This is a genomic window from Domibacillus indicus (assembly GCF_023715895.1).
In the GTDB taxonomy this organism is placed as follows: Bacteria; Bacillota; Bacilli; order Bacillales; family Domibacillaceae; genus Domibacillus; species Domibacillus indicus_A.
Map to the genome: position 1 here is coordinate 12,017 of NZ_JAMBOO010000019.1, position 20,259 is coordinate 32,275.

At 42.1% G+C, this 20,259-nt stretch carries 17 protein-coding genes; 9 read left to right on the forward strand and 8 right to left on the reverse strand.

Annotated features, from left to right (window positions below; genetic code table 11):
• The first annotated feature begins 23 nt into the window (after window positions 1-23).
• Window positions 24-542, forward strand: coding sequence for a spermidine/spermine N(1)-acetyltransferase (gene paiA / locus M3221_RS19205; protein WP_251273316.1), 519 nt, complete (start codon window positions 24-26; stop codon window positions 540-542).
• A gap of 160 nt (window positions 543-702) precedes the next feature.
• On the opposite strand, the gene M3221_RS19210 is transcribed toward paiA, so the two are convergent.
• Window positions 703-1,428 (reverse strand): DUF3221 domain-containing protein, encoded by a 726-nt coding sequence (locus tag M3221_RS19210; protein ID WP_251273317.1) that lies wholly within the window; start codon window positions 1,426-1,428, stop codon window positions 703-705.
• A gap of 223 nt (window positions 1,429-1,651) precedes the next feature.
• Window positions 1,652-1,996, reverse strand: coding sequence for a Na-translocating system protein MpsC family protein (locus M3221_RS19215; RefSeq protein WP_315691336.1), 345 nt, complete (start codon window positions 1,994-1,996; stop codon window positions 1,652-1,654).
• A 286-nt stretch (window positions 1,997-2,282) separates the two neighbouring features.
• Here M3221_RS19215 and fdhF point away from each other — a divergent pair, with 286 nt between their 5' ends.
• The 5 genes from fdhF (at window position 2,283) to M3221_RS19240 (ending at window position 9,675) form a co-directional block, all read left to right on the forward strand.
• On the forward strand, window positions 2,283-5,222 hold the full coding sequence (fdhF, locus tag M3221_RS19220; protein WP_251273319.1) for a formate dehydrogenase subunit alpha: 2,940 nt from the start codon (window positions 2,283-2,285) through the stop codon (window positions 5,220-5,222).
• A gap of 18 nt (window positions 5,223-5,240) precedes the next feature.
• Window positions 5,241-5,714: a helical membrane plugin domain-containing protein gene (locus tag M3221_RS19225; protein WP_251273320.1), complete on the forward strand. Its 474-nt coding sequence runs from the start codon at window positions 5,241-5,243 to the stop codon at window positions 5,712-5,714.
• A gap of 139 nt (window positions 5,715-5,853) precedes the next feature.
• Window positions 5,854-6,621, forward strand: a complete 768-nt coding sequence (gene fdhD / locus M3221_RS19230; protein ID WP_396395079.1) for a formate dehydrogenase accessory sulfurtransferase FdhD — start codon at window positions 5,854-5,856, stop codon at window positions 6,619-6,621.
• Between the two features lie 431 nt (window positions 6,622-7,052).
• Complete coding sequence (locus M3221_RS19235) at window positions 7,053-7,925, forward strand: YitT family protein (protein WP_251273322.1); 873 nt, start codon at window positions 7,053-7,055, stop codon at window positions 7,923-7,925.
• Window positions 7,926-8,832: 907 nt separating this feature from the next.
• Entirely contained in the window at window positions 8,833-9,675 is an 843-nt protein-coding gene (locus M3221_RS19240; protein ID WP_251273323.1) for an SDR family NAD(P)-dependent oxidoreductase, read from the forward strand.
• A gap of 453 nt (window positions 9,676-10,128) precedes the next feature.
• Here M3221_RS19240 and M3221_RS19245 read toward each other — a convergent pair whose 3' ends face one another.
• The 3 genes from M3221_RS19245 to M3221_RS19255 all read right to left on the reverse strand — a co-directional run bounded on the left by M3221_RS19245 (window position 10,129) and on the right by M3221_RS19255 (window position 14,236).
• The gene (locus M3221_RS19245; protein WP_251273324.1) at window positions 10,129-11,229 is read right to left on the reverse strand and encodes a GerAB/ArcD/ProY family transporter; all 1,101 of its coding nucleotides are present in this window, start codon (window positions 11,227-11,229) and stop codon (window positions 10,129-10,131) included.
• A gap of 627 nt (window positions 11,230-11,856) precedes the next feature.
• Window positions 11,857-12,105: a hypothetical protein gene (locus tag M3221_RS19250; protein WP_251273325.1), complete on the reverse strand. Its 249-nt coding sequence runs from the start codon at window positions 12,103-12,105 to the stop codon at window positions 11,857-11,859.
• A gap of 1,252 nt (window positions 12,106-13,357) precedes the next feature.
• Window positions 13,358-14,236, reverse strand: a complete 879-nt coding sequence (locus M3221_RS19255; RefSeq protein ID WP_251273326.1) for a LysR family transcriptional regulator — start codon at window positions 14,234-14,236, stop codon at window positions 13,358-13,360.
• A gap of 186 nt (window positions 14,237-14,422) precedes the next feature.
• Between M3221_RS19255 and M3221_RS19260 the strand changes: the two genes are divergently transcribed.
• The 3 genes from M3221_RS19260 to sdhB are packed head-to-tail and all read left to right on the forward strand — an operon-like array spanning window position 14,423 to window position 17,586.
• Complete coding sequence (locus M3221_RS19260; RefSeq protein WP_242234273.1) at window positions 14,423-15,031, forward strand: succinate dehydrogenase cytochrome b558 subunit; 609 nt, start codon at window positions 14,423-14,425, stop codon at window positions 15,029-15,031.
• Between the two features lie 30 nt (window positions 15,032-15,061).
• Complete coding sequence (sdhA, locus tag M3221_RS19265; protein ID WP_251273327.1) at window positions 15,062-16,828, forward strand: succinate dehydrogenase flavoprotein subunit; 1,767 nt, start codon at window positions 15,062-15,064, stop codon at window positions 16,826-16,828.
• Window positions 16,825-17,586, forward strand: a complete 762-nt coding sequence (gene sdhB / locus M3221_RS19270; RefSeq protein WP_251273328.1) for a succinate dehydrogenase iron-sulfur subunit — start codon at window positions 16,825-16,827, stop codon at window positions 17,584-17,586. The genes sdhA and sdhB overlap by 4 nt, the downstream gene beginning before the upstream one ends.
• A gap of 65 nt (window positions 17,587-17,651) precedes the next feature.
• Here the strand turns inward: sdhB and M3221_RS19275 are convergent, their stop codons facing one another.
• From M3221_RS19275 to M3221_RS19285, 3 genes are read right to left on the reverse strand one after another with little or no spacing between them, the layout of a single operon-like run.
• Window positions 17,652-18,281 (reverse strand): malonate decarboxylase holo-ACP synthase, encoded by a 630-nt coding sequence (locus M3221_RS19275; RefSeq protein ID WP_251273329.1) that lies wholly within the window; start codon window positions 18,279-18,281, stop codon window positions 17,652-17,654.
• Window positions 18,272-19,960, reverse strand: coding sequence for a biotin-independent malonate decarboxylase subunit beta (gene mdcD / locus M3221_RS19280; protein ID WP_251273330.1), 1,689 nt, complete (start codon window positions 19,958-19,960; stop codon window positions 18,272-18,274). Before mdcD ends, M3221_RS19275 begins: the two co-directional genes overlap by 10 nt.
• Complete coding sequence (locus M3221_RS19285) at window positions 19,938-20,249, reverse strand: malonate decarboxylase subunit delta (protein WP_251273331.1); 312 nt, start codon at window positions 20,247-20,249, stop codon at window positions 19,938-19,940. Before M3221_RS19285 ends, mdcD begins: the two co-directional genes overlap by 23 nt.
• Window positions 20,250-20,259 lie beyond the last annotated feature (10 nt).

A 20,259-nucleotide genomic window follows, 5' to 3' on the forward strand; every position in this document is an offset into this window, starting at 1 on the left:
ATATAAAGGAGCGACATATTGAAATGACTATAAATATAAAAAAGTGTACCCTTGAAGATTCACGCAAACTTCAAGAAATTAGTTATGAAACATTTAATGAGACATTTAAGCATCAAAATTCACCCGAAAATATGAATGCTTATTTGGAAAGGGCATTTAACTTAAAACAATTAGAAAAAGAATTATCTAATATCTCTTCTCAATTCTTTTTTGTTTATTTTAATAATGAAGTCGCTGGATACTTAAAGGTCAATACGGATGATGCTCAGTCTGAAGAAATGGGTGATGAATCACTTGAAATCGAGAGGATTTATATAAAGAACAAATTTCAAAAACATGGGCTTGGTAAATATCTGCTAAACAAAGCTATGGAAATTGCGATGGAACATAATAAAAAGAAAGTCTGGCTGGGCGTATGGGAAAAAAATGAAAATGCTATTGCCTTCTATAAGAAAATGGGCTTTGTTCAAACTGGAGCCCACTCTTTTTATATGGGTGATGAAGAACAAATTGATTTTATCATGACCAAAACACTGATATAGCTTTAGTAAAGGCGGGTTCTTAAAGTAACGGGTGCATTAGTTTAGGAAGAACTTTTCAAAAAAAGTCTGTATCAATGATTACTTGGTAATCTATGATACAGACTTTGTCTACCGGTAACTAATTGTCCTTATATATTTAACTCTTAGCACTCTTTTTTTGTTACTCTTGTACGGTTCTTACTTTTAATGCATTTGCATTTAAAGGTGCAGACAAGTTGGCTTCATCGTATTCAACAATAACCTTTTGCCCGGCGTTTAAGGATGATTTTGTTTGCTCATCGATTTTATTTAAGTTAAATACATAGCCTTTACTCTCATATTTTTCTTTTATAAGAGAATCTATTTGTTCCTGATTCCCCATTATTTCTTCTTTCCTTATTTCAGTAATTACCCGTATTTCATCCCCGGTTTTTTTCACGATATATCCTTCTGCCACATAGCTTTCTGGTGCCTGTGTACCTTCATTTTTAAAAAGCAGTTTTTTTAATTTTTCACTCTGTTCTTTGCTTAGCGTTCCATAGCCTTCTTCCTGCTTCTCGCTTTGAAAAGAGATGCGTCCATCTTTTAAATAGACTTGGTACTCAAATAACCGTTCAGGCATGTTTTTTTCATAGGTATAGAAAAAAGTAGCTTCTACCTTTCTATCCGGTCGAATATCTGCCATTGTACCTGGCTCCCATTGAACTTCCTTAAATGTTTCTCTTATGATATCTAGATCTTTCTCTTCCGTAATAGTGGCAAAGTCAGTCTCTGATTGCGTGATTGTTTCCCGTATATCTACTCTGGTGAGCTGGTCCAAATCAAATTCTTTTGGTACTTTATTGGAGCAGCCAATTATAAAGAGTGCATTAAGGCTGATAAAAAGGTAAATGAGTTTCTGATGCAATGATTGTTCCCCCTAAAGTTTCTGGAATAATAGTGCATTTAAGTTTAACACAGGAAGTTATCCACAGAAACTAGAGAGTGCTAATCTTTTGACTGCTCTCTTTTTATGCCCTAGATGCTCATAAGCTTATTATGTAAAATCATGAGGCCAGTTGATCGTTGTCCATCACTGGTTAAATTCTTCTTTGTAGTAAAGTATTAGAAAAATAAACATCGATACTTGATTATCTAACCGGCTTTTCGAAAATAAAAACCGAAATTGCCAGGTCCTCTTCTATTTTAATATCATTAAATAAATGCAGTAATTTAGATCCAACCAGCTCTTCTAAACCTTCAGGCATATTTTCTTTGTATAATTCTTGTATCATAACCGTTCGTGCATTATGAATCATTTGCTGCCCTTCTGCTGTCTTCGAAATGAATTTTTCCGATACGGTCAAATTCCCATGCATTTTGGTGACAGCCATATTTTCAACGAAATAAGTGTAAATTTTTTCTGGTCCTTTTCCGAATAAATCTTTTCTTACTTTTCGAATAATCTCATTGAAAGCGGCTTCTTTTTTCATAATCCCTCATCCCTTCTACTAACTATTATACGGTGAAAAACAAAAAAAACGAAAAATAATTTCCTTTCCATCTTGTCTTTTCAAGCAAGAGGCGTATAATTATTTTTGAAATAATCAAGATATAAATGGAATTCTTAATAATTTTTTGTTAAGGCTCTATTACATAATTTTATGGTGGAATGGCACATTAGTAGGCATATGCTAATTGGTTAATCCAGCACAATAAACACCTTAGAGGTGTTTGCTGTGCTGGATTTTTTTATTCCCTGATAAAAAGGAGAGCACTGCAATGAATCAGGAATACATAAAAATTTATTTGGATCATCAAGAGTACCGCGTACAGCCTGGTACAAGTATTTTAGAAGCCGTTAACCAGGTCGGCCTTGCCCTTCCACAAGTGTGTTACGTGCCGGAAGTGGATCCTATCCAAACCTGTGATACATGTATTGTCGAAGCGGACGGGAAATTGGTACGTTCTTGTGCCACACCTGTATCTCAAGGGATGACTATCTCGCTTTCGTCTGACCGGGCGAAGGCTGCCCAGACAGAAGGAATGGACCGGCTGCTTGAAAACCATATGCTGTACTGTACAGTGTGTGATAACAATAATGGAAACTGCACACTGCACAATACGGTCGAAATGATGGGCATTGAGCATCAAAAGTATCCCTTTACACCAAAAGCAGATCCAACAGAAGTAGACATGACTCACCCCTTTTACCGCTATGACCCAAACCAGTGTATTGCCTGCGGCCAGTGCGTGGAAGTATGTCAAAACCTCCAAGTCAATGAAACTCTCTCAATCGACTGGGAAGCAGAACGTCCACGCGTGCTATGGGATAAGAAGGGTACGACTATTAATGATTCTTCCTGTGTAGGCTGCGGCCAATGCGTTACGGTCTGCCCTTGTAATGCGCTAATGGAAAAATCAATGCTCGGTGAAGCTGGATTTATGACAAAAATGGAACCTAATTTATTAAATCCGATGATTGATCTTGTCAAAGATGTGGAGCCTGGATACAGCGGCATTTTTGCTGTTTCTGAAATTGAAGCGGCAATGCGTGAAACAAGAACGAAAAAAACAAAAACCGTATGCACATTTTGCGGTGTCGGCTGCTCCTTTGAAGTATGGACAAAAGGCCGGAAAATTCTTAAAGTACAGCCAACGTCCAAAGCACCTGTTAATGCCATTTCAACTTGTGTAAAAGGCAAATTCGGCTGGGATTTTGTAAACAGCGAAGAACGGATTACCACTCCTTTAATCCGCCAAGGCGACGAGTTTGTAGAAGCCACATGGGAAGAAGCATTGGATCTGGTTGCAAGCAAGCTTGGAGGCATTAAAGAGCAGTACGGCAGCGATGCCCTCGGCTTTATCTCTTCTTCTAAAATGACCAATGAAGAAAATTACTTGATGCAAAAAATGGCCCGCCAAGTATTTGAAACAAATAACGTCGATAACTGCTCACGCTATTGCCAGTCTCCTGCTTCCTGGGGATTGCAGCAAACGGGAGGCATTGGCGGTGACTCCGGCACCATTAAGGATATTGCGTCTGCAGGCCTTGTTATTTTAGTCGGCTGTGCGCCTGCTGAAGGCCACCCGGTGCTGGCGACACGCATTAAACGCGCACATAAACTGCATGGGCAAAAGTTAATTACGGTCGACCTGCGCAGACACGAAATGGCGGACCGCGCAGACCTGTTTGTCCGTCCAAAACAAGGAACGGATTATGTATGGCTTGCCGCTGTGGCGAAATATATGATCGACCAGGGCTGGCACGACCAGGCGTTTGTTAACGAAAAAGTAAACTTCTTTGGTGAGTACGTTAAAGGGCTGGAGCGCTTTACGCTTGAATTTGCCGAAAAAGAAACAAATATCTCGAAAGAAACATTGATTCAAATCGCAGAAATGATCCGTGATGCAGACGGAACGGCTATTTGCTGGGGAATGGGTGTCACGCAAAATGTAGCTGGCTCTTACACATCTGCTGCTATTGCAAACCTGCTTCTTGTTACCGGCAATATGGCGCGTCCGGGCGCAGGTGCGTATCCGCTTCGCGGCCATAATAATGTTCAGGGCGCAGCGGATATGGGTACGATGCCAAACATCTTCCCTGGATACCAGTCTGTAACAAACGATGAGATCCGCGCTAAATTTGAAAATGCATACGGTGTTGCCATTTCCCCAAAACCAGGCCTTGATAACATTGAAATGCTTGCCGCAATTGATAAAGGCGATTTAAAAGGCATGTATATTGCAGGCGAAGATATGGCATGGGTAGATGCGGACTCCAACCATACGCAGGATATGCTGGCGAAATTAGATTTTCTCGTTGTGCAGGAGATTTTCTTCACGACAACCGCTCAATTTGCGGATGTGATTTTGCCAGGCGCGCCGTCCTTAGAAAAAGACGGAACCTTTACAAATACAGAACGCCGCGTGCAGCGTCTGTACCAATCGCTTGAGCCGCTTGGAGACAGTAAGCCGGACTGGTGGATTTTTATGCAGATAGCGAAGCGGTTTGGCTATGAATGGAACTATTCTCACCCGAGTGAAATTTTTGCGGAAATGGCGGGCTTAACACCGTTTTTCAGCGAGTGTAATTATGATGTATTGGAAGGGTGGAACAGCTTTAGCTGGGGTTCTCCGGACGGAACAGATACGCCGGTTCTCTTCTTAGACGGCTTTAATTTCCCGGACAAAAAAGCGCGTTTCGCCCTGTTTGATTATGTACCGCCAGTAGAATATCCGGCAGAATTTGATTTAACAATGAATAATGGCCGGCTGCTGGAACAGTTCCATGAAGGAAATATGACCAACAAATCAAACGGCATGAACAAAAAGCTGCCAACCGTTTTCGTCGAAGTTTCACCGGAACTCGCAAAAGAGCGCGGTGTAGAAAGCGGCTCACTCGTCCGCCTTTTATCTCCTTACGGTTCGATTAAGCTGAATGTATTAGTGTCAGATCGTGTTTACGGGAAAGAAGTTTATGTGCCGATGCACTCGACCAGTCATGAAAATGCGGTCAACCTTCTGACCGGGAATGGTTTTGACGTGATTACCCATACACCGGCTTATAAACAAACAAAGGTGCGGATGGAAGTACTGAGCGTTAATGGGGAAAACCCACTGCCAAAAACAAGTCCAAGAACCAAAGAACGCCATCCTCAAAATGGAGTGGAAGTTGAACGCAAGTGGAAACGGCCAGGGTATGTTTCACTGGTTGACTAATGAGTAGGAGGTAAAAGAATGGCAAGTCCAATCCGCACACTTAAAAAGCGCGAGTGGAGTGAAGAAGAAAAAAAGCAGCAGTCCCTCCACAAGCTGACAGACAGTTTAACAGAAAACGAAGAAGCACTTCAGAAAACAATGGCTGTTGTCCGCGAACTGCATGACAGCGGCATTCTTGAAGCAGCAGAGTCTATGCTGAAAGCGAAAGAAAATATTGCAGAGGTGGCATTAGGCCAGGTAAGCCGGAAAGAAGTCACCTCCCTCATCAACAATGTAATGGCTGCGGCCGGCATTTTAACCGCCATTGATCCGGAACAAACGAAAAAGTTATTAGCCGGTGTCGCCAGCGGGCTGGAAGAAGCAAAAGAAAACAACGATCAAAAAGTCCGCCTGTTTGATTTAATGAAGGCATTGAAAGACCCGGATGTGAACCGGGCGATGAACTTCGGCCTTCACTTTTTAAAAGGTTTAGGAAAAGGCATAAAAGAATAATTCATATAGGGGGAAGGGCATGCTCCCCCTTCCCCTCTCTATATAAGAGCTATAAATCCAGCAGAATGCTGGAGTGTTTCGAGCACATTATACATAAAGGGATGGAATGACCGTGGCTCTAACTGAAACAAATCGGAAGATTCTCCGATTCAGCAGCGGAGAGGCCGAGTATAAAGAGGATCGTATTGTCACTGAATACCCCGTAACTGTAAAAATTAATAATGAAGAATTTGTTACAATGGTCTGTACGCCAGAGCATATAGAAGATATGGTGATTGGCTATCTAGCTTCTGAAGGGGTTATCCGCAAGTACGAGGATATTCAAGAGATATGGCTGCAGGAAGAAGAAGGATACGCCCATGTAAAAACGGCCAGAATCAATTCTTACTATCAGCAGTTTCATAATAAGCGCTATATTACCTCCTGCTGCGGCGCAAGCAGACAGGGGTTTGTTTTTGTAAATGATAAATTCACCGCAAAGAAGATGAAGAATAGGAATGTCAAAATCTCAGTGGAAGATTGTTTCCGCTTAATGAACGAAATGCAAAGTTCTGCGCAAACGTTCCAGCAGACGGGCGGCGTCCATAATGCAGCTCTCTGCGACCGTAATGGAATTGTTTTAAGCAGAATGGACATAGGGCGTCATAATGCGCTTGATAAAATTTATGGATATTGTTTAAAAAACCGAATTACGATGCTTGATAAAATTCTTGTTTTCAGCGGCCGCCTTTCATCAGAAATATTATTAAAGGCAGCTAAAATCGGCTGTGAAGTGGTACTCACTAAATCCGCTCCAACAGAATTAGCCCTAAACCTTGCAGAGGAGCTGCACATCACAACGGTAGGTTTTATCCGCAGCCAATCTTTAAACATCTATACCTGTCCGGAACGGATTTATAATGGTTAAAGCTTGATTTAAAGGTGCCCTATTCCTTCAATGCTAAAAACCGATGGGCCGTTTGATGCCTGATTAAATGATGCGTCGGCTGAATTAGCGGGCTTCATCAAATACTCGGCGCGCGGGTGACATGTTCCAGAATAGGACACGCTCAGCATTGAATCTCAAGGAGAGCTGCTGTTCGTTTTGCTCTCGCCCAAACGAAAATACTGTCAATTAACCGTATAGCTTTTCTTTTAAATAAACGGCTCTGTTTAATTCTCATTTAACAGAGCCGTTTATTTTGTGTTCTTTCGTATTAAACATAAAAAGAAGGACATAACCTTCCCTTCTTCTGTATTTCATTGTATAAACATCGCATTTATAATGCTTAATCACTAATGATATTCGCTATTTATGGTAAGCTTTAATAGGAAAAAATATTTGAAGAGAGGAATTATATGAGTAAAATCAAAAAGCATAAGCCCAGTAAACTTAAAATGATAATGCGAGGATTATTAGTCATCCTCGGGGGATTTATCGCTGCATACGGACTAGAAACCGTATTGATCCCAAACAACGTGTCAGATGGAGGTGTGACAGGCCTTAGTATCGTCGGCTCACAATTATTTGGCTTGCCCTTAGGCATACTTATTGCGGTTTTGAACCTTCCTTTTATCTGGTTAGGATATAAACAAATTGGAAAAAGCTTTGCCATTTTTTCGGTTATCGGCATCGCTTCACTCGCGATTGGCACAATTCTCATGCACCATACACCCGCTATTATTGAAGGCGATACATTGTTAGTGACAGTCGTTGGTGGTATTATCCTTGGTTTCGGGATGGGGTTGGCCTTGCGTAATGGCGGCGCATTGGATGGAATTGATATGCTTGCCGTACTGCTTTCTCGAAAATTACCGTTTGGGACCAGTGATCTTATCCTTTTCTTAAACATCTTTGTATTTATTATCGTTTCCACTGTATTCGGCCTGCAAGGAGCTATTCTTTCGGCCATTGCTTACTTTATTGCTTCTAAAGTCATACATATTGTGGAAGAAGGTTTAAGCGGCTCTAAAACCTTCCAAATTATCACCACTGAATCTGAAATAATGGTAGAAACCATACGTGACCGCTTAGGCCGCAGTGCCACGTATAAAGAAGCGTACGGCGGTTTTTCCCATGAAAAATTCAAAGAAATCACATGTGTCATTAACCGCTTAGAGGAAACCAAACTAAAGGAAATCATTAATGAAATTGACCCAGGAGCTTTTGTTACTGTGTATGACGTGGCAGAAGTAAAAGGCGGCAATTTCAAAAAGAACGATATCCATTAAATACAAACGGCACTATTTGTATAGGAACAATCAACAATAAAACTCAGCAGAATCAAATAAAAAGAATAGCCATTGATGGCTATTCTTTTTTCTACCCTTGCATTTTTTCTTTTCGTTTAGCCTAAATACACTATCCAATTAAATAGGTTACTCAAAAAGAGACAATCACCATTGGAGCAATCCATTGTCTTATAAATGATTCAAGCGGCAGCTCTTCCTATAGAAATCGCTCTGAACATTCTTCTTTGACTACGCACTCCGTTACTTGAACAATTAAACCTTATTTTTCAAATTTCACTAACGTTTTTTCAGGTATTTCAATTTGGCCAACGTCAAAACTGTTGATTTGAAGAGTAAACTCACCTTCTCGCCTGTCAGTTTCTTCCCACCCAACAAACTATACAGTTCAAAAAAATCACCTTTTTCAAGGTAACCATCCATCATCTTACAAAGCAAGGTTAGTTTTTTTCAACTCGGCACAAATTTCTGGAGTTGTATAGTCAGAGATCTTAATACCTCAGTGAATAAATACTTCATAAACCAAAAGAAAATTTGGGAAGCCCGGCGCTCTGGCAATACCACAATAAAAAGCCGAAGAAGCTGTGTACCAGTGCTTTTCTTCTCCCGTGCTAGAAACGCGGCTTATACATAAAGGTTTAAGGGAATGGTACTTTATGGTACCGGGAACCGACCATACTTCAAAGAACTGCTTCGGTTTCCCTCTCAGCCGATATGAATGACTGGCTGCGAAAAAAGGCGAACAGACCGGAAAAGTATCCAGGATATAATTTTTGGGATTCCCGAAAAAGTGTATCCGCGAGAAAAAAGTTGAACTCCCTATGTTAAGTATTTTTATACCAAGTCATATCAGGAATTTATGAACTATAACACTGAAAGGAGACATTAGATGATTGAAGATAATAAAGTGGCACTGATAACAGGGGCTAACTCTGGAGTTGGGTTGGAACTGACAAAAAAAATATTATCAAAAGGCTGGGAAGTAGCTGCCTTGATTCGATCTGACTTTCCAAGCCATGATCCACTTATCCTACAAGCACTTAAAACGCGGCATTTAAGAATATATAAAGCTGATTTAGCTGACTTTTCCAGCCTTAGGAACGCACTTGGCCACATCAAAGCCCATGAATCCCATATTGATTTACTTTTCAACAATGCAGGGGTTTATTTCAATGAATACCAATATTCCAAACAAAAACGTGAGATGCATTTCGAGTTGAATACATTGGTGCCTTATATTATATTGATGGAACTTAAAGAGCTGTTATTAAAGGGCAAGATGAAAACGGTGATCAACACTTCTTCAAATACTTTTTTGGTTTTAAAGAAATTGAACTTAGATACATTAATGAAGCCTGGGAGAACTCGTTTTAGAAAAATTATTGGTCCTTACGCACACAGCAAGCTGGCTCTCTCTCTTTGGACAAAAAGAATTGCTTCAGACCTATGGACGGAAGGGATAAAGATTCGCAGTGTGTGCCCTGGCCCGAGCAGAACGAAATTGACTAAAGCTAAAGGGCTGCCCATCTTTATGAAGCCCATCCGGAATTTGATTTTTGCGCCTACCAGCAAAGGGGCTTCCCGCTTATACAATGCTGCCTTTAACTTTGGAGACGAAGCAACTGGGATTTTTATAAACAAGGGCAAAGAAACGAAAATAAAGTTTTCAGGGCATGAAGAATTGGTGCTCACTAAACTACATGATATTTACAGAAATGAATTTGTTGTTTAGTTTTTCACTGCATTAGTGTGACTGTTTTTGGCTGCGGCTCCGTACTGCTAAACTAGCCGCTGTAAACAATGAAAATCATGAAAATTTGACTCTTCAAGGGTGAAAAATAAAATGAAAATAATATCCACTACAGATTCCATTTGAACAGTCTGGAATTGGTTTCGGGAGAATACTGAATATTGAATTCGAAGAAGAGATGCTCTTGGTTTCCCTGCCCATGAATATTAAGGGTGGGCTGTGAAAAAAGTAAAAGCATGCAGAATATTGCCGCGGAGATCCTTGAGGAAGTATATCAGCGAGAGAGAAACTAAAGTGGAAATCAACTAATTTACAATAATACTCTTAGCAAAAAGGAGTTGACTTGGGAAGATCAGCTTCTTTTTGCTGTAAGTCCATTATTAAAAAGAATGCTTTTTTCAGCTCCTATTGCCAAAAGAATGGGCAAACGGCATGTTATTTATTCAATCGGTGGCGGATAAAAGCAATCAGCAGCATTACGACAGGCAAAATAATAAGGAGCGGGATTGCAGCATACAAGATATATACGGTAGCACCCTCTTCTGTGTGTTCAGCCATATCCTCTGCCATCATCACAGAAAGAAATGCGAGAATAAGGCCTGCCGGAAAAATCATTTGCTGATGATTTTTTAAGCGGAACAAATCCACCATTCCAATGACCGAACAGTATAAGTAAATGCCTGCTTTAAAGAAAACGGTAATTAATAACGTGACGACCACGAGTGCATCCAAACGCTGGATAAATTCTAAAAAGTTAATCTTTCCTACTGTAGCCAGTAAAGGAAAAGGAGATCTTAGTACCTCACTGACACCCAGTACCGCAACGTTTAAAGCGGCGTTATAACTCAAAATAAGGCCGCTGATAATTAATGAAGCTACTCCAATTTTTTTTACTGCATCTGCACGATTCAAATAAGGAAAAAGCATGGCGAAAACGAATGCTTCTCCGAACGGAAAAATTAAAAACGCCGGAGAATAAAAAGCCGTTTCCAATATAGGCTTCCATCCATATTCTAAAACAGGCTTCAAGTTGTTAGGATCTACGGTGCCGGTTACATAAACAAAAAGATTTCCGATGATTCCGATAAAAATCAAAAAGACTCCTAGTATTTCAGCTGTCCTTGCAAATACTTCAATTCCAAGGTAAAGCACATAACATATGGTGAATACAAAAAGCATGGCCACAACAAGTAAAGGAATCTCCGGCATCGTTGCCGTAATCAATACTTCACTGAATTCACGCACATTTCTGGCAGAGACATATAAAAAAAAGATCGTATACAGCAATCCAACAATCCACCCTATATATGGGCCAAATATTTTTCTAGCGTATGCTGTAAGCGGTAAGGAAGGGTAATAGCGGAACAGCCCATAGGAAACCAAAAATAAAACCAGTCCCCCGCCCATGCCTAATAGAAGGGATAGCCAGGCATCCTTTTTTGCTGCTATCATATGGCCTACCACTACCGCAGTCCCCATTTCGAACATAAAGAGTAAGAGAAAAAATTGAATACCGCTTATTTTCGCTCTTTCCATGAAAAAAGCCCCCTCCCCTCGCCAAAATCTTTCTTTACTCTGAGCAGTGATTTGTTCGCAGTATTCCAACATTCTTAAATTATTATTCGTACGGTTGTTGGACTTCATCATATCTATTATTAAATGTTTGGCTAAATAAGTGTGCGCATGATATGTTCCGGAATAGGGGGTACTCAGCATTGGAGGGGTAAAAATTTGAAAGTGGCGCATCAGCTGCTGGGTTGCTCAGCACGAGGTATTTACAAAGCATGTACAGCGTTTCAATATCACGCGGCTGAATACTCTTCACTATCTGTTTTTCGCTCACTTTCTTCACTTCTTTCCTGTGGTTGGCCGGGATTGTTTAGTTGAAACATTCCTCCATACTTCCGGATTGCTTCAACTAAACCTTTCCTTCTGCATCAATCCGGTGGCAGCTAATCAAAACGAGATCATATCTACCTTTTTCTATTCTTTTTGGGTAAGAACGTGGCTTTTCTGTTATAAATTGCTTGGTTGCACGAATGGCTGGGGGCAACAGGCTTTTTTCAGGTAAGAATGGGCAGGTAAGATCCGGTCCCGCCTTTTTACCCCAGCGGTTCTTACCTGGAAAAACTCAAGTTTCCCGAAACAGTTCTTACCTGTTGTTCAGCTCCAAATCTGCCGGTATTCTTTTGTCATTTCATAAGGAATTTGCCCAGCTTCCTCCTCTTTATTGCTCTGTTGTTTCTGGCATCCATTCTCTTCAAAAACAGCCCTTTTTAATAAATAATCCTGCTTGATGATTTCGTAACGGTGATGAGTCTTCATATACATAAGAAAATCTGCAAAGTTTTCCCGGTTTAACACATACAGCTGCACATGATTTCCGTACAGATTGTGAAAACCTTCCTCCATTACAGCCAGATTCCGCCAGCTGGCATCCTGAAAAAAACTTACGGTTATGATAATCAAGATCACGCACAAACTTGTCTTTAGAATAGTAAGTAAGCCGTACTGCGGCTCTGTATCGCTATCTTGTTGATAAAGCAGTAATGTTCCCTCGTATGCGAAATGAAAGGCCAGATAGCCACGGCTGCTACCTTTGCATCCGGATGAGCGGACCTGACCGGCTGTTTTGAAAATTAGTCTTCTAATTCATGAATTCTTCTCGTTACATCGCTTTTTTAAATCTCCATGTTTCTGAGCAATTTCTTTAAGCCTTCTGCTTTCCCCCCTCATCACACCCACCTTCTTTCATGACGTTATAGGGCTCTTTGCAGTTGAAAGAACAAAGGATCAAAAATTAAGCGTCAGACATCTAGTTTGCCGACATGTGAAAAGCTGCTTATGTCTGACGCTTGTAGGTCGAGATATTTCCTAATAAAGATTTACTGTGTTAAATGCGTCGGACGTTCAAAAGTTCCACGTCGGACGTTCTCGGTGCGATATCATTGCTACAGCGGCTTTTGTTAAACATTCAGCGTCATGAGTCGGTTATTAATTTACTTTTGGTTCAAAACCTTTTATATATTTTATTTAATCTACAGCTTTTCCGTTTATCCTTACTTCAAAATGAAAGTGCACCCCATGCGAATGGTCGGTGTCGCCCATCGCCTCAATCTGCTCACTGGCTCCACTTATAGTACCGGTTGGAATGCTTTTTTGCTTAATTGACCATAGCGGGGTGTGATTTCATTTCCATAATCGATGATGACTAAGTAGCCGTATCTTATTTCTTTCAGTTCACCTATTTAATTTACTGGCATTCACTTTGCCACATATAAAAAAATAAGTGATGGAGAAAACTTTACAATTATGAAGAGCTATATGCTTAACGATAAAAAGCCTACCTTAAGGCGGGGGATATCGCTTAACACTTACTAATTTCCGGCAATTGTATTGAATGCTAGATTCGGTTTCACTATATTTATACGGGCGAATTTCTTTAGTATGTTCTTCAATTAAAGGAGACTCCGTTTAGCAAATGTCTTCTCTATTCGATTTTGAAATTCCTCATACGTACAAAGTATTTTGGCTTTATTTCTGTTTCACAGTACTCGTATCCCATTTAGTAAATCTTAATGCAGGCCTGTTAGGTTAAGAAACAAACACTATATACGTTGCACCCGAAACCCTAAGCTTCTAAATGATAGGATGCTCTCAACAATTAGTTCACAAAATAATCTTTAATGAATTGATAAAACCGCTTGGCTGCTGGTGATATATATCTGCCCTCTACCCGGGCGAGCCCTATCACCCGATAGGACTTAGATGAGCGTATGCGTATTCTTGAAACCCGGCTCCAGTCGATTCCTTTAAAATCCGGGATAAGCGTAACGCCCAGTCCAGCTGTCACAAAAGCCACGATCGTGTGCACCTCTTCGCCTTCAAAAGTGATTTCCGGACTTATCCCCGCTTCTTGAAACAATCTGTCTGTAATTCCCCGAATGCCGTTTCCTTTTTCTAAAAGCACAAACGTTTCATCAGCAATCTCCCGTAACGTTACGCTTTCGTAATGGGCGAGGCGGTGATCGGCGGGTACAATCAAAAACAATTCTTCCTTCCACAATTCGGTCCAATGGATTTGTTTAGTGTCCGGTGTTGAGGATACGAGACAAAAATCAATTTCGCCTGCTTCCAGCTGTTTAAGAAGCGAGTCGTTTCCATTTTGTTTAAAGCGGAATTTAACATTCGGGTATTCCGCCTGAAAAGACCTGACTAAGCTTGGAATCAGATACGTGCCCAGGGTAGGCATAAAGCCTAACGATATTTCTCCAAAGTCAGGGTCAAGCAAGTCCTGAATCTCCTGCTTTACCTCTTGAAATTCCTTCATAATCCGGTCCGCCCGCTCCAGAAACAGCTGCCCATACTGATTTAGTTTAATGGTGCGTCCCTGCCGCTCAAATAACGGAACACCGAGTTCTTCCTCAAGCTTCGCCATGGACCGGCTTAGGGCAGGCTGAGAAAGAGATAAAACCTCGGCTGCATTGGTGATGTGCTGCAAGCGTGCCACAACCCGAAAATATTCAATTTGCTGCCATTCCATCCATGTCTCACCTCTTTATTGGAGTAACAATAGTATATACCTTTTTTGCATGAATAACATGCAATTAATAAATTAGACATTATTATTCATCAGTCATATCATAAAACCTATAGAGACCGTTTAAACAAAGAAAAGGTTTTCTATTTTGCTCAATTCATGAGGCATTTTATTTGAGGGGGATCATGTATGGCAACAAGCAAGGAATTTTTCTACCGGCGGCTGCATTCATTGTTGGGCGTCATTCCGGTCGGTGTTTTTTTAATTCAGCATTTAGTGGTCAATCACTTTGCGACAAAGGGACCGGAAGCATTTAATCAGGCGTCGCATTTTATGGAGAACCTGCCATTCCGTTATGCACTTGAGGTATTTATTATTTTTCTTCCTATTTTATTTCATGCGATTTATGGACTGTATATTGCTTTTACAGCGAAGAACAATGTAAACCGGTACGGTTATTTCCGGAACTGGATGTTTACGCTTCAGCGTGTATCAGGCGTTGTTACGCTCGTTTTTATCGCCTGGCATGTATGGGAAACAAGAATTCAAGCTTTCTTTGGGGCAGAAGTAAACTATGACATGATGGCCAATATTTTAGATCATCCAGCTATGCTTGCATTCTATATTGTCGGGGTTCTTTCCACAGTCTTTCATTTCGCAAATGGCTTGTGGACATTCGGCGTAAGCTGGGGCTTGACTGTTACCCCTCGTTCTCAAAGAATTTCAACATATGTCACATTGGGTATTTTTATCGCATTATCATTGATTAGCATTCGTACCATTTTCGCTTTTGTTTAATTTGAATGCGTTAAATAAGGTGGGGTTTAGATGAATAAAGGAAAAATTATCGTCGTGGGCGGCGGTTTAGCCGGATTAATGGCGACCATTAAAATTGCAGAAGCAGGAAAACAAGTAGACTTATTTTCACTCGTTCCGGTAAAGCGCTCTCATTCTGTTTGTGCCCAGGGCGGCATTAATGGAGCAGTCAATACAAAAGGAGAAGGAGATTCTCCCTGGGAGCATTTTGACGATACAGTATACGGCGGGGACTTTCTTGCCAACCAGCCTCCGGTCAAAGCGATGACTGAAGCGGCACCAGGTATTATCCACCTACTGGACCGGATGGGTGTTATGTTTAACCGTACGCCGGAAGGGCTGCTGGATTTCCGCCGCTTCGGCGGCACCCAGCATCACCGTACCGCTTTTGCCGGTGCGACTACCGGCCAGCAGCTGCTTTATGCACTCGATGAACAGGTGCGCCGTTTTGAAGTACAGGGGCTTGTGACCAAATTTGAAGGCTGGGAATTCCTTGGTGCAGTTGTAGACGAAGAACAGATCTGCCGGGGAATTGTCGCTCAAAACTTAATGAGTATGGATATTCAAGCTTTCCCGGGTGATGCGGTGATTATGGCAACAGGCGGTCCCGGGATTATCTTTGGTAAATCTACAAACTCGATTATCAACACAGGCTCAGCGGCCTCTATTGTGTATCAACAGGGCGTTCATTATGCGAATGGTGAGTTTATTCAAATTCATCCGACGGCGATTCCCGGCGATGACAAACTCCGCTTAATGAGTGAATCGGCGCGCGGTGAAGGCGGACGTGTTTGGACATACAAAGATGGAAAGCCATGGTATTTCCTTGAAGAAAAGTATCCGGCCTACGGAAACCTGGTACCGCGGGATATTGCCACTCGTGAAATTTTCGATGTATGTGTCAGCCAGAAGCTGGGCATTAACGGCGAAAACATGGTGTATTTAGATCTCTCTCATAAAGACCCGCATGAATTGGATATAAAGCTTGGCGGTATCATTGAAATTTATGAAAAATTCATGGGTGATGACCCGCGTAAAGTGCCAATGAAAATCTTCCCTGCCGTTCATTACTCTATGGGCGGATTATGGGTGGATTACGACCAGCAAACCAATATTCCAGGTCTTTTTGCGGCCGGCGAATGCGAATATTCACAGCACGGGGCCAACCGCCTGGGAGCCAACTCCCTTCTTTCCGCTATTTACGGCGGCATGGTGGCCGGCCCGAATGCAGTCCGCTATATTAACGGCCTCGAGAAAAGTGCCGATGCGGTTTCTTCCACTGTTTTCGATCAGCATGTGAAACAGGAACAAACAAAATGGAACGATATTTTATCTATGGGTAAAGGAACAGAAAACGCCTATATTCTGCACAAAGAGCTTGGCGAGTGGATGACAGCCAATGTAACGGTCGTCCGTTATAACGATAAATTAAAAGAAACAGACAATAAAATTGTAGAGCTTCTAGAACGTTATCAACACATCGATATTAATGATACAGCCAAATGGAGCAACCAGGGAGCGGCCTTTACCCGCCAGCTTAAAAACATGCTGCACTTGGCCCGCGTAATGACGATCGGTGCACTCAACCGGAATGAAAGCCGCGGCGCTCACTATAAACCTGAGTTCCCAGAAAGAAACGATGAGGAGTTTTTGAAAACAACCATGGCGGCCTTTACCGGTGAAAAATCGGCGCCAGCCTTCCATTATGAAGATGTGGATGTATCATTAATTGCTCCCCGCAAACGCGATTACTCGAAGAAAAAGGAGGAGAAGGCATGAGCGAACACAAAATGGTTTCTTTTATTATTACACGTCAAGATACCGCTGATTCCACTCCCTATGAAGAAGAATTTGAAGTTCCGTACCGTCCAAATATGAACGTGATTTCCGCGTTGATGGAAATTCGGCGGAACCCTGTCAATAAAAAAGGAGAAAAAACAACACCTATTGCATGGGATATGAACTGTTTAGAGGAAGTGTGCGGGGCTTGTTCTATGTATATTAACGGCAAGCCGCGGCAGTCCTGCACAGCGCTTGTGGACAAGCTTGAGCAGCCGATTCGCCTGGCTCCGATGAGCACCTTCCCGGTTGTCCGCGACCTTCAGGTCAACCGGAACCGTATGTTTGATTCACTCAAACGGGTAAAAGCATGGGTCCCAATTGACGGCACGTATGATCTTGGTCCGGGACCGCGTATGCCTGAGAGAAAACGCCAGTGGGCTTATGAATTATCCAAATGCATGACCTGCGGCGTTTGTTTAGAGGCCTGCCCGAATGTAAACAGCAAATCTGATTTTATCGGGCCAGCCCCTCTCTCCCAGGTGCGTTTATTTAATGCCCATCCAACAGGAGCGATGCATAAAGCAGAGCGCCTTGACACCATCATGAGCGATGGCGGACTGACAAATTGCGGGAATTCGCAAAACTGTGTGCAGTCCTGTCCGAAAGGCATTCCGTTAACAACATCGATTGCCGCCTTAAACCGGGAAGCAACATTCCAGTCGTTCCGTAATTTCTTCGGCAGTGATCAAGCATAGTAAGAAGGAATCCGACTACGTACCTCTGTCGAGTTAACCTACTTCATTAATCAAAAAACCACCTCTTACCGTACAACCGGTAAGGGGTGGTTTTTAATTTTTTTTAGGAGCGGACCGTCTACCGTTCGGATTAAAATTGCTTTTTCTTCTGATATCGCATATTCACTTAATGAAAAAGCACCTTCTGGCATGTCTACTTGAGCATCAATTCGAAAAGGATTTTTCTTCAATTCATCATCTATCTTTTTGGCGGCATTTAAAGTGAGATTTTTTGAAAAACGAACCACGATATCAATATCACTTTTTTCTGTAACTGTTTCATTTCCGCTGGCCAGCTCAAATCCAAGGCTTCCAACAGGACCCCATTTAAGAGAAGTGCAGTTCATTACTTGACTGATTTGTTCTAAAGACTGAAAAATTTCCTTCGAACGAGTCTTCCACCCTTTTTCTTCCGTCAGCTGTTCAGGTGAAACTCGGCTTACAATAAGATCAACAGGTAAAAAAGCGCCAAACCGTTCACTTCTTACGGAACCGCGTACGCCGACAGCCACCAATCCCTGGGCGGCACGGGCCCGACGCACGACCACAAAAGGTGCTTTAGCAAGGGCTGCTTCCACCCACTCTGGTACAGATGTGTAGCTGATCAAATCTTCGGCTTTTTTAATCTTTAACAAATCATGTGGCTTTAACTCCATTGTTCATTCAACTTTTTTCTTACTAAAATGGATGCAGCGCGGCCTCCGCCTTGTGCAAGAGGAGATGTGAGCCGAACTTCTAAACCCGTTGAGCCAATCATTTTAATATCTTCAATCGCTTCTTTTACTTCTTTATAAATCATATCGCGATCCTTTAGCTCTGGGCTGTCCGCCTCTGCTCCATCGACCAGCGAATGCAAAGCACCAAGCTTTTCGAATGATTCAATGTCGTATGCCATAGCTGTCACCTTTTTTGTTGCCACTTCTAACTCCTCTAAACTTCTATGTGTGATACGGGCTGCCGATTTTTTTGACATAACGTGTACCGTTACACCAGGATCACGCAGGGCAATTAACCGATGGGCCTGCATGCCATGCGATAGAAAAGCACCGGAAATAGCATTACCGGGTATAAATGAAACGACCGGATGACCGTTTAAACGTGCAGAAGCATAAGCATCTACAGCTGCTGCGCAGGCTTGATGAATGCCAAGCAGTTCTTCGTGATAACCATACGCCTGGCTCGGAACATCGACGATCGCCACGATTGCTCGTTTTTCTCCGTTTTGATCTTCTTGAATGGCCTCCCGAACGTATTTTGCAATTGTCCAGCCTTCCCGCAAACCTACTTCTCCGTTTCGTGCTCTTGAAAAGCGGCTTTGCACATCCGGCACAACCGCAATATATCGCACTTTGGTTTCTCCAATTAAAGCATCTGCCACCCGTACAGAAGGAACATTACTTATCTCGGGAGCTCCATCTCGCAGCAGGTCAAACCAAATTTGTCCCCGTCCTTTGGATTTTATGTTTTCTGAAAGGGATTGATTTTCTTCAACTGTTTTTTGACTAGGTTCACCCCACAGCCTCCTTACATCTTCAGGCGTTAACCGCTGTGACAGATCTAATTGATTTAAAAATGCTTCGTATCGTTCCACCTGTTCGGTTCTCGGTGCAAACATGGCACCGCTTTTTATCATACAAAAAACAGCTTCTTTAATAGACTCTGTATCATCTTCAATTAATAAGTCTGCAAAGCCGGCCGCAGTTCGCTGCTCCCCGCCAATGACAGCCCAAATTAATGGCCGGTCTTTGGAATCAAACTCACGAATACCCGCTTCCTGTTCAATTACTTCTGGTCCATTTAATCCAAGGCGGCCTTCTTTCGTCATAATAATAGCGCTGCAAAGACCTGCTGTAATTGACATTCCGCCAAATGCACCAATTTTCCCTGGAATCACTGCAATCACAGGAACATAACGACGAAGCGCTACAATGGCTGCGCCAATTTCAGCAATGGAAAGCAGCCCATAATTGGCTTCTTGAAGTCTCACCCCGCCTGTATCAAACACTAAAACAGGGATCACTTTAGTTCCACTTTCACACTGTTTTAATGCTATTTCCAATGCACCAGCAATTTTTGCACCGGATACCTCGCCTATACCGCCGCCTTGAAAACTTCCCTCGATTGAAATAACCACAGCTTGCTGTTCATTAATAGTTCCTTTTGCTACAATAACGCCATCATCACTTTGAGGCACAATTCCTTGAGGTTCCAGGTGAGGAGACTCCACTCCGTCAAATGGGCTGAGCAGTTCTTTATACGTTCCATCATCCAGCAGTTTTACGGCTCTTTCCCGTCCGCTGCATTCTACAAAACTAGCTCTTAATGTTTGTGTCAAGAGAGCTCACCTCCAATGCCTGAGCAAGGCGTATAGTGACAACACCCGGTGTAGCGCCAAAATCATTGATTTTTACTTTTGCGGCAATATCATGTTGTGCAAAAAAGCGATCAATGACAGCTTCCCATGTTTTTTTAAATCCGGTGACTCCTGTTCGAACGGTGACTTCCGTTTCTGCTCCATCATACGGTTCTACTATCACTTCCATATCGCCTGAACCTACAACCCCAACATGTGCACGCTGGCTGATTTTTTTTGATGCAGGAAATGTATACTTGAGTGTTTCCACGTAAAGCACC

Excerpts from the sequence above, each read along its gene's own strand:
- paiA (WP_251273316.1), top strand. The coding sequence starts at position 24 with ATGACTATAAATATAAAAAAGTGTACCCTTGAAGATTCACGCAAACTT.
- fdhF (WP_251273319.1), top strand. The coding sequence starts at position 2,283 with ATGAATCAGGAATACATAAAAATTTATTTGGATCATCAAGAGTACCGC.
- M3221_RS19225 (WP_251273320.1), top strand. The coding sequence starts at position 5,241 with ATGGCAAGTCCAATCCGCACACTTAAAAAGCGCGAGTGGAGTGAAGAA.
- M3221_RS19235 (WP_251273322.1), top strand. The coding sequence starts at position 7,053 with ATGAGTAAAATCAAAAAGCATAAGCCCAGTAAACTTAAAATGATAATG.
- M3221_RS19240 (WP_251273323.1), top strand. The coding sequence starts at position 8,833 with ATGATTGAAGATAATAAAGTGGCACTGATAACAGGGGCTAACTCTGGA.
- M3221_RS19245 (WP_251273324.1), bottom strand. The coding sequence starts at position 11,229 with ATGGAAAGAGCGAAAATAAGCGGTATTCAATTTTTTCTCTTACTCTTT.
- M3221_RS19250 (WP_251273325.1), bottom strand. The coding sequence starts at position 12,105 with ATGGAGGAAGGTTTTCACAATCTGTACGGAAATCATGTGCAGCTGTAT.
- M3221_RS19255 (WP_251273326.1), bottom strand. The coding sequence starts at position 14,236 with ATGGAATGGCAGCAAATTGAATATTTTCGGGTTGTGGCACGCTTGCAG.
- M3221_RS19260 (WP_242234273.1), top strand. The coding sequence starts at position 14,423 with ATGGCAACAAGCAAGGAATTTTTCTACCGGCGGCTGCATTCATTGTTG.
- sdhA (WP_251273327.1), top strand. The coding sequence starts at position 15,062 with ATGAATAAAGGAAAAATTATCGTCGTGGGCGGCGGTTTAGCCGGATTA.
- sdhB (WP_251273328.1), top strand. The coding sequence starts at position 16,825 with ATGAGCGAACACAAAATGGTTTCTTTTATTATTACACGTCAAGATACC.
- M3221_RS19275 (WP_251273329.1), bottom strand. The coding sequence starts at position 18,281 with ATGGAGTTAAAGCCACATGATTTGTTAAAGATTAAAAAAGCCGAAGAT.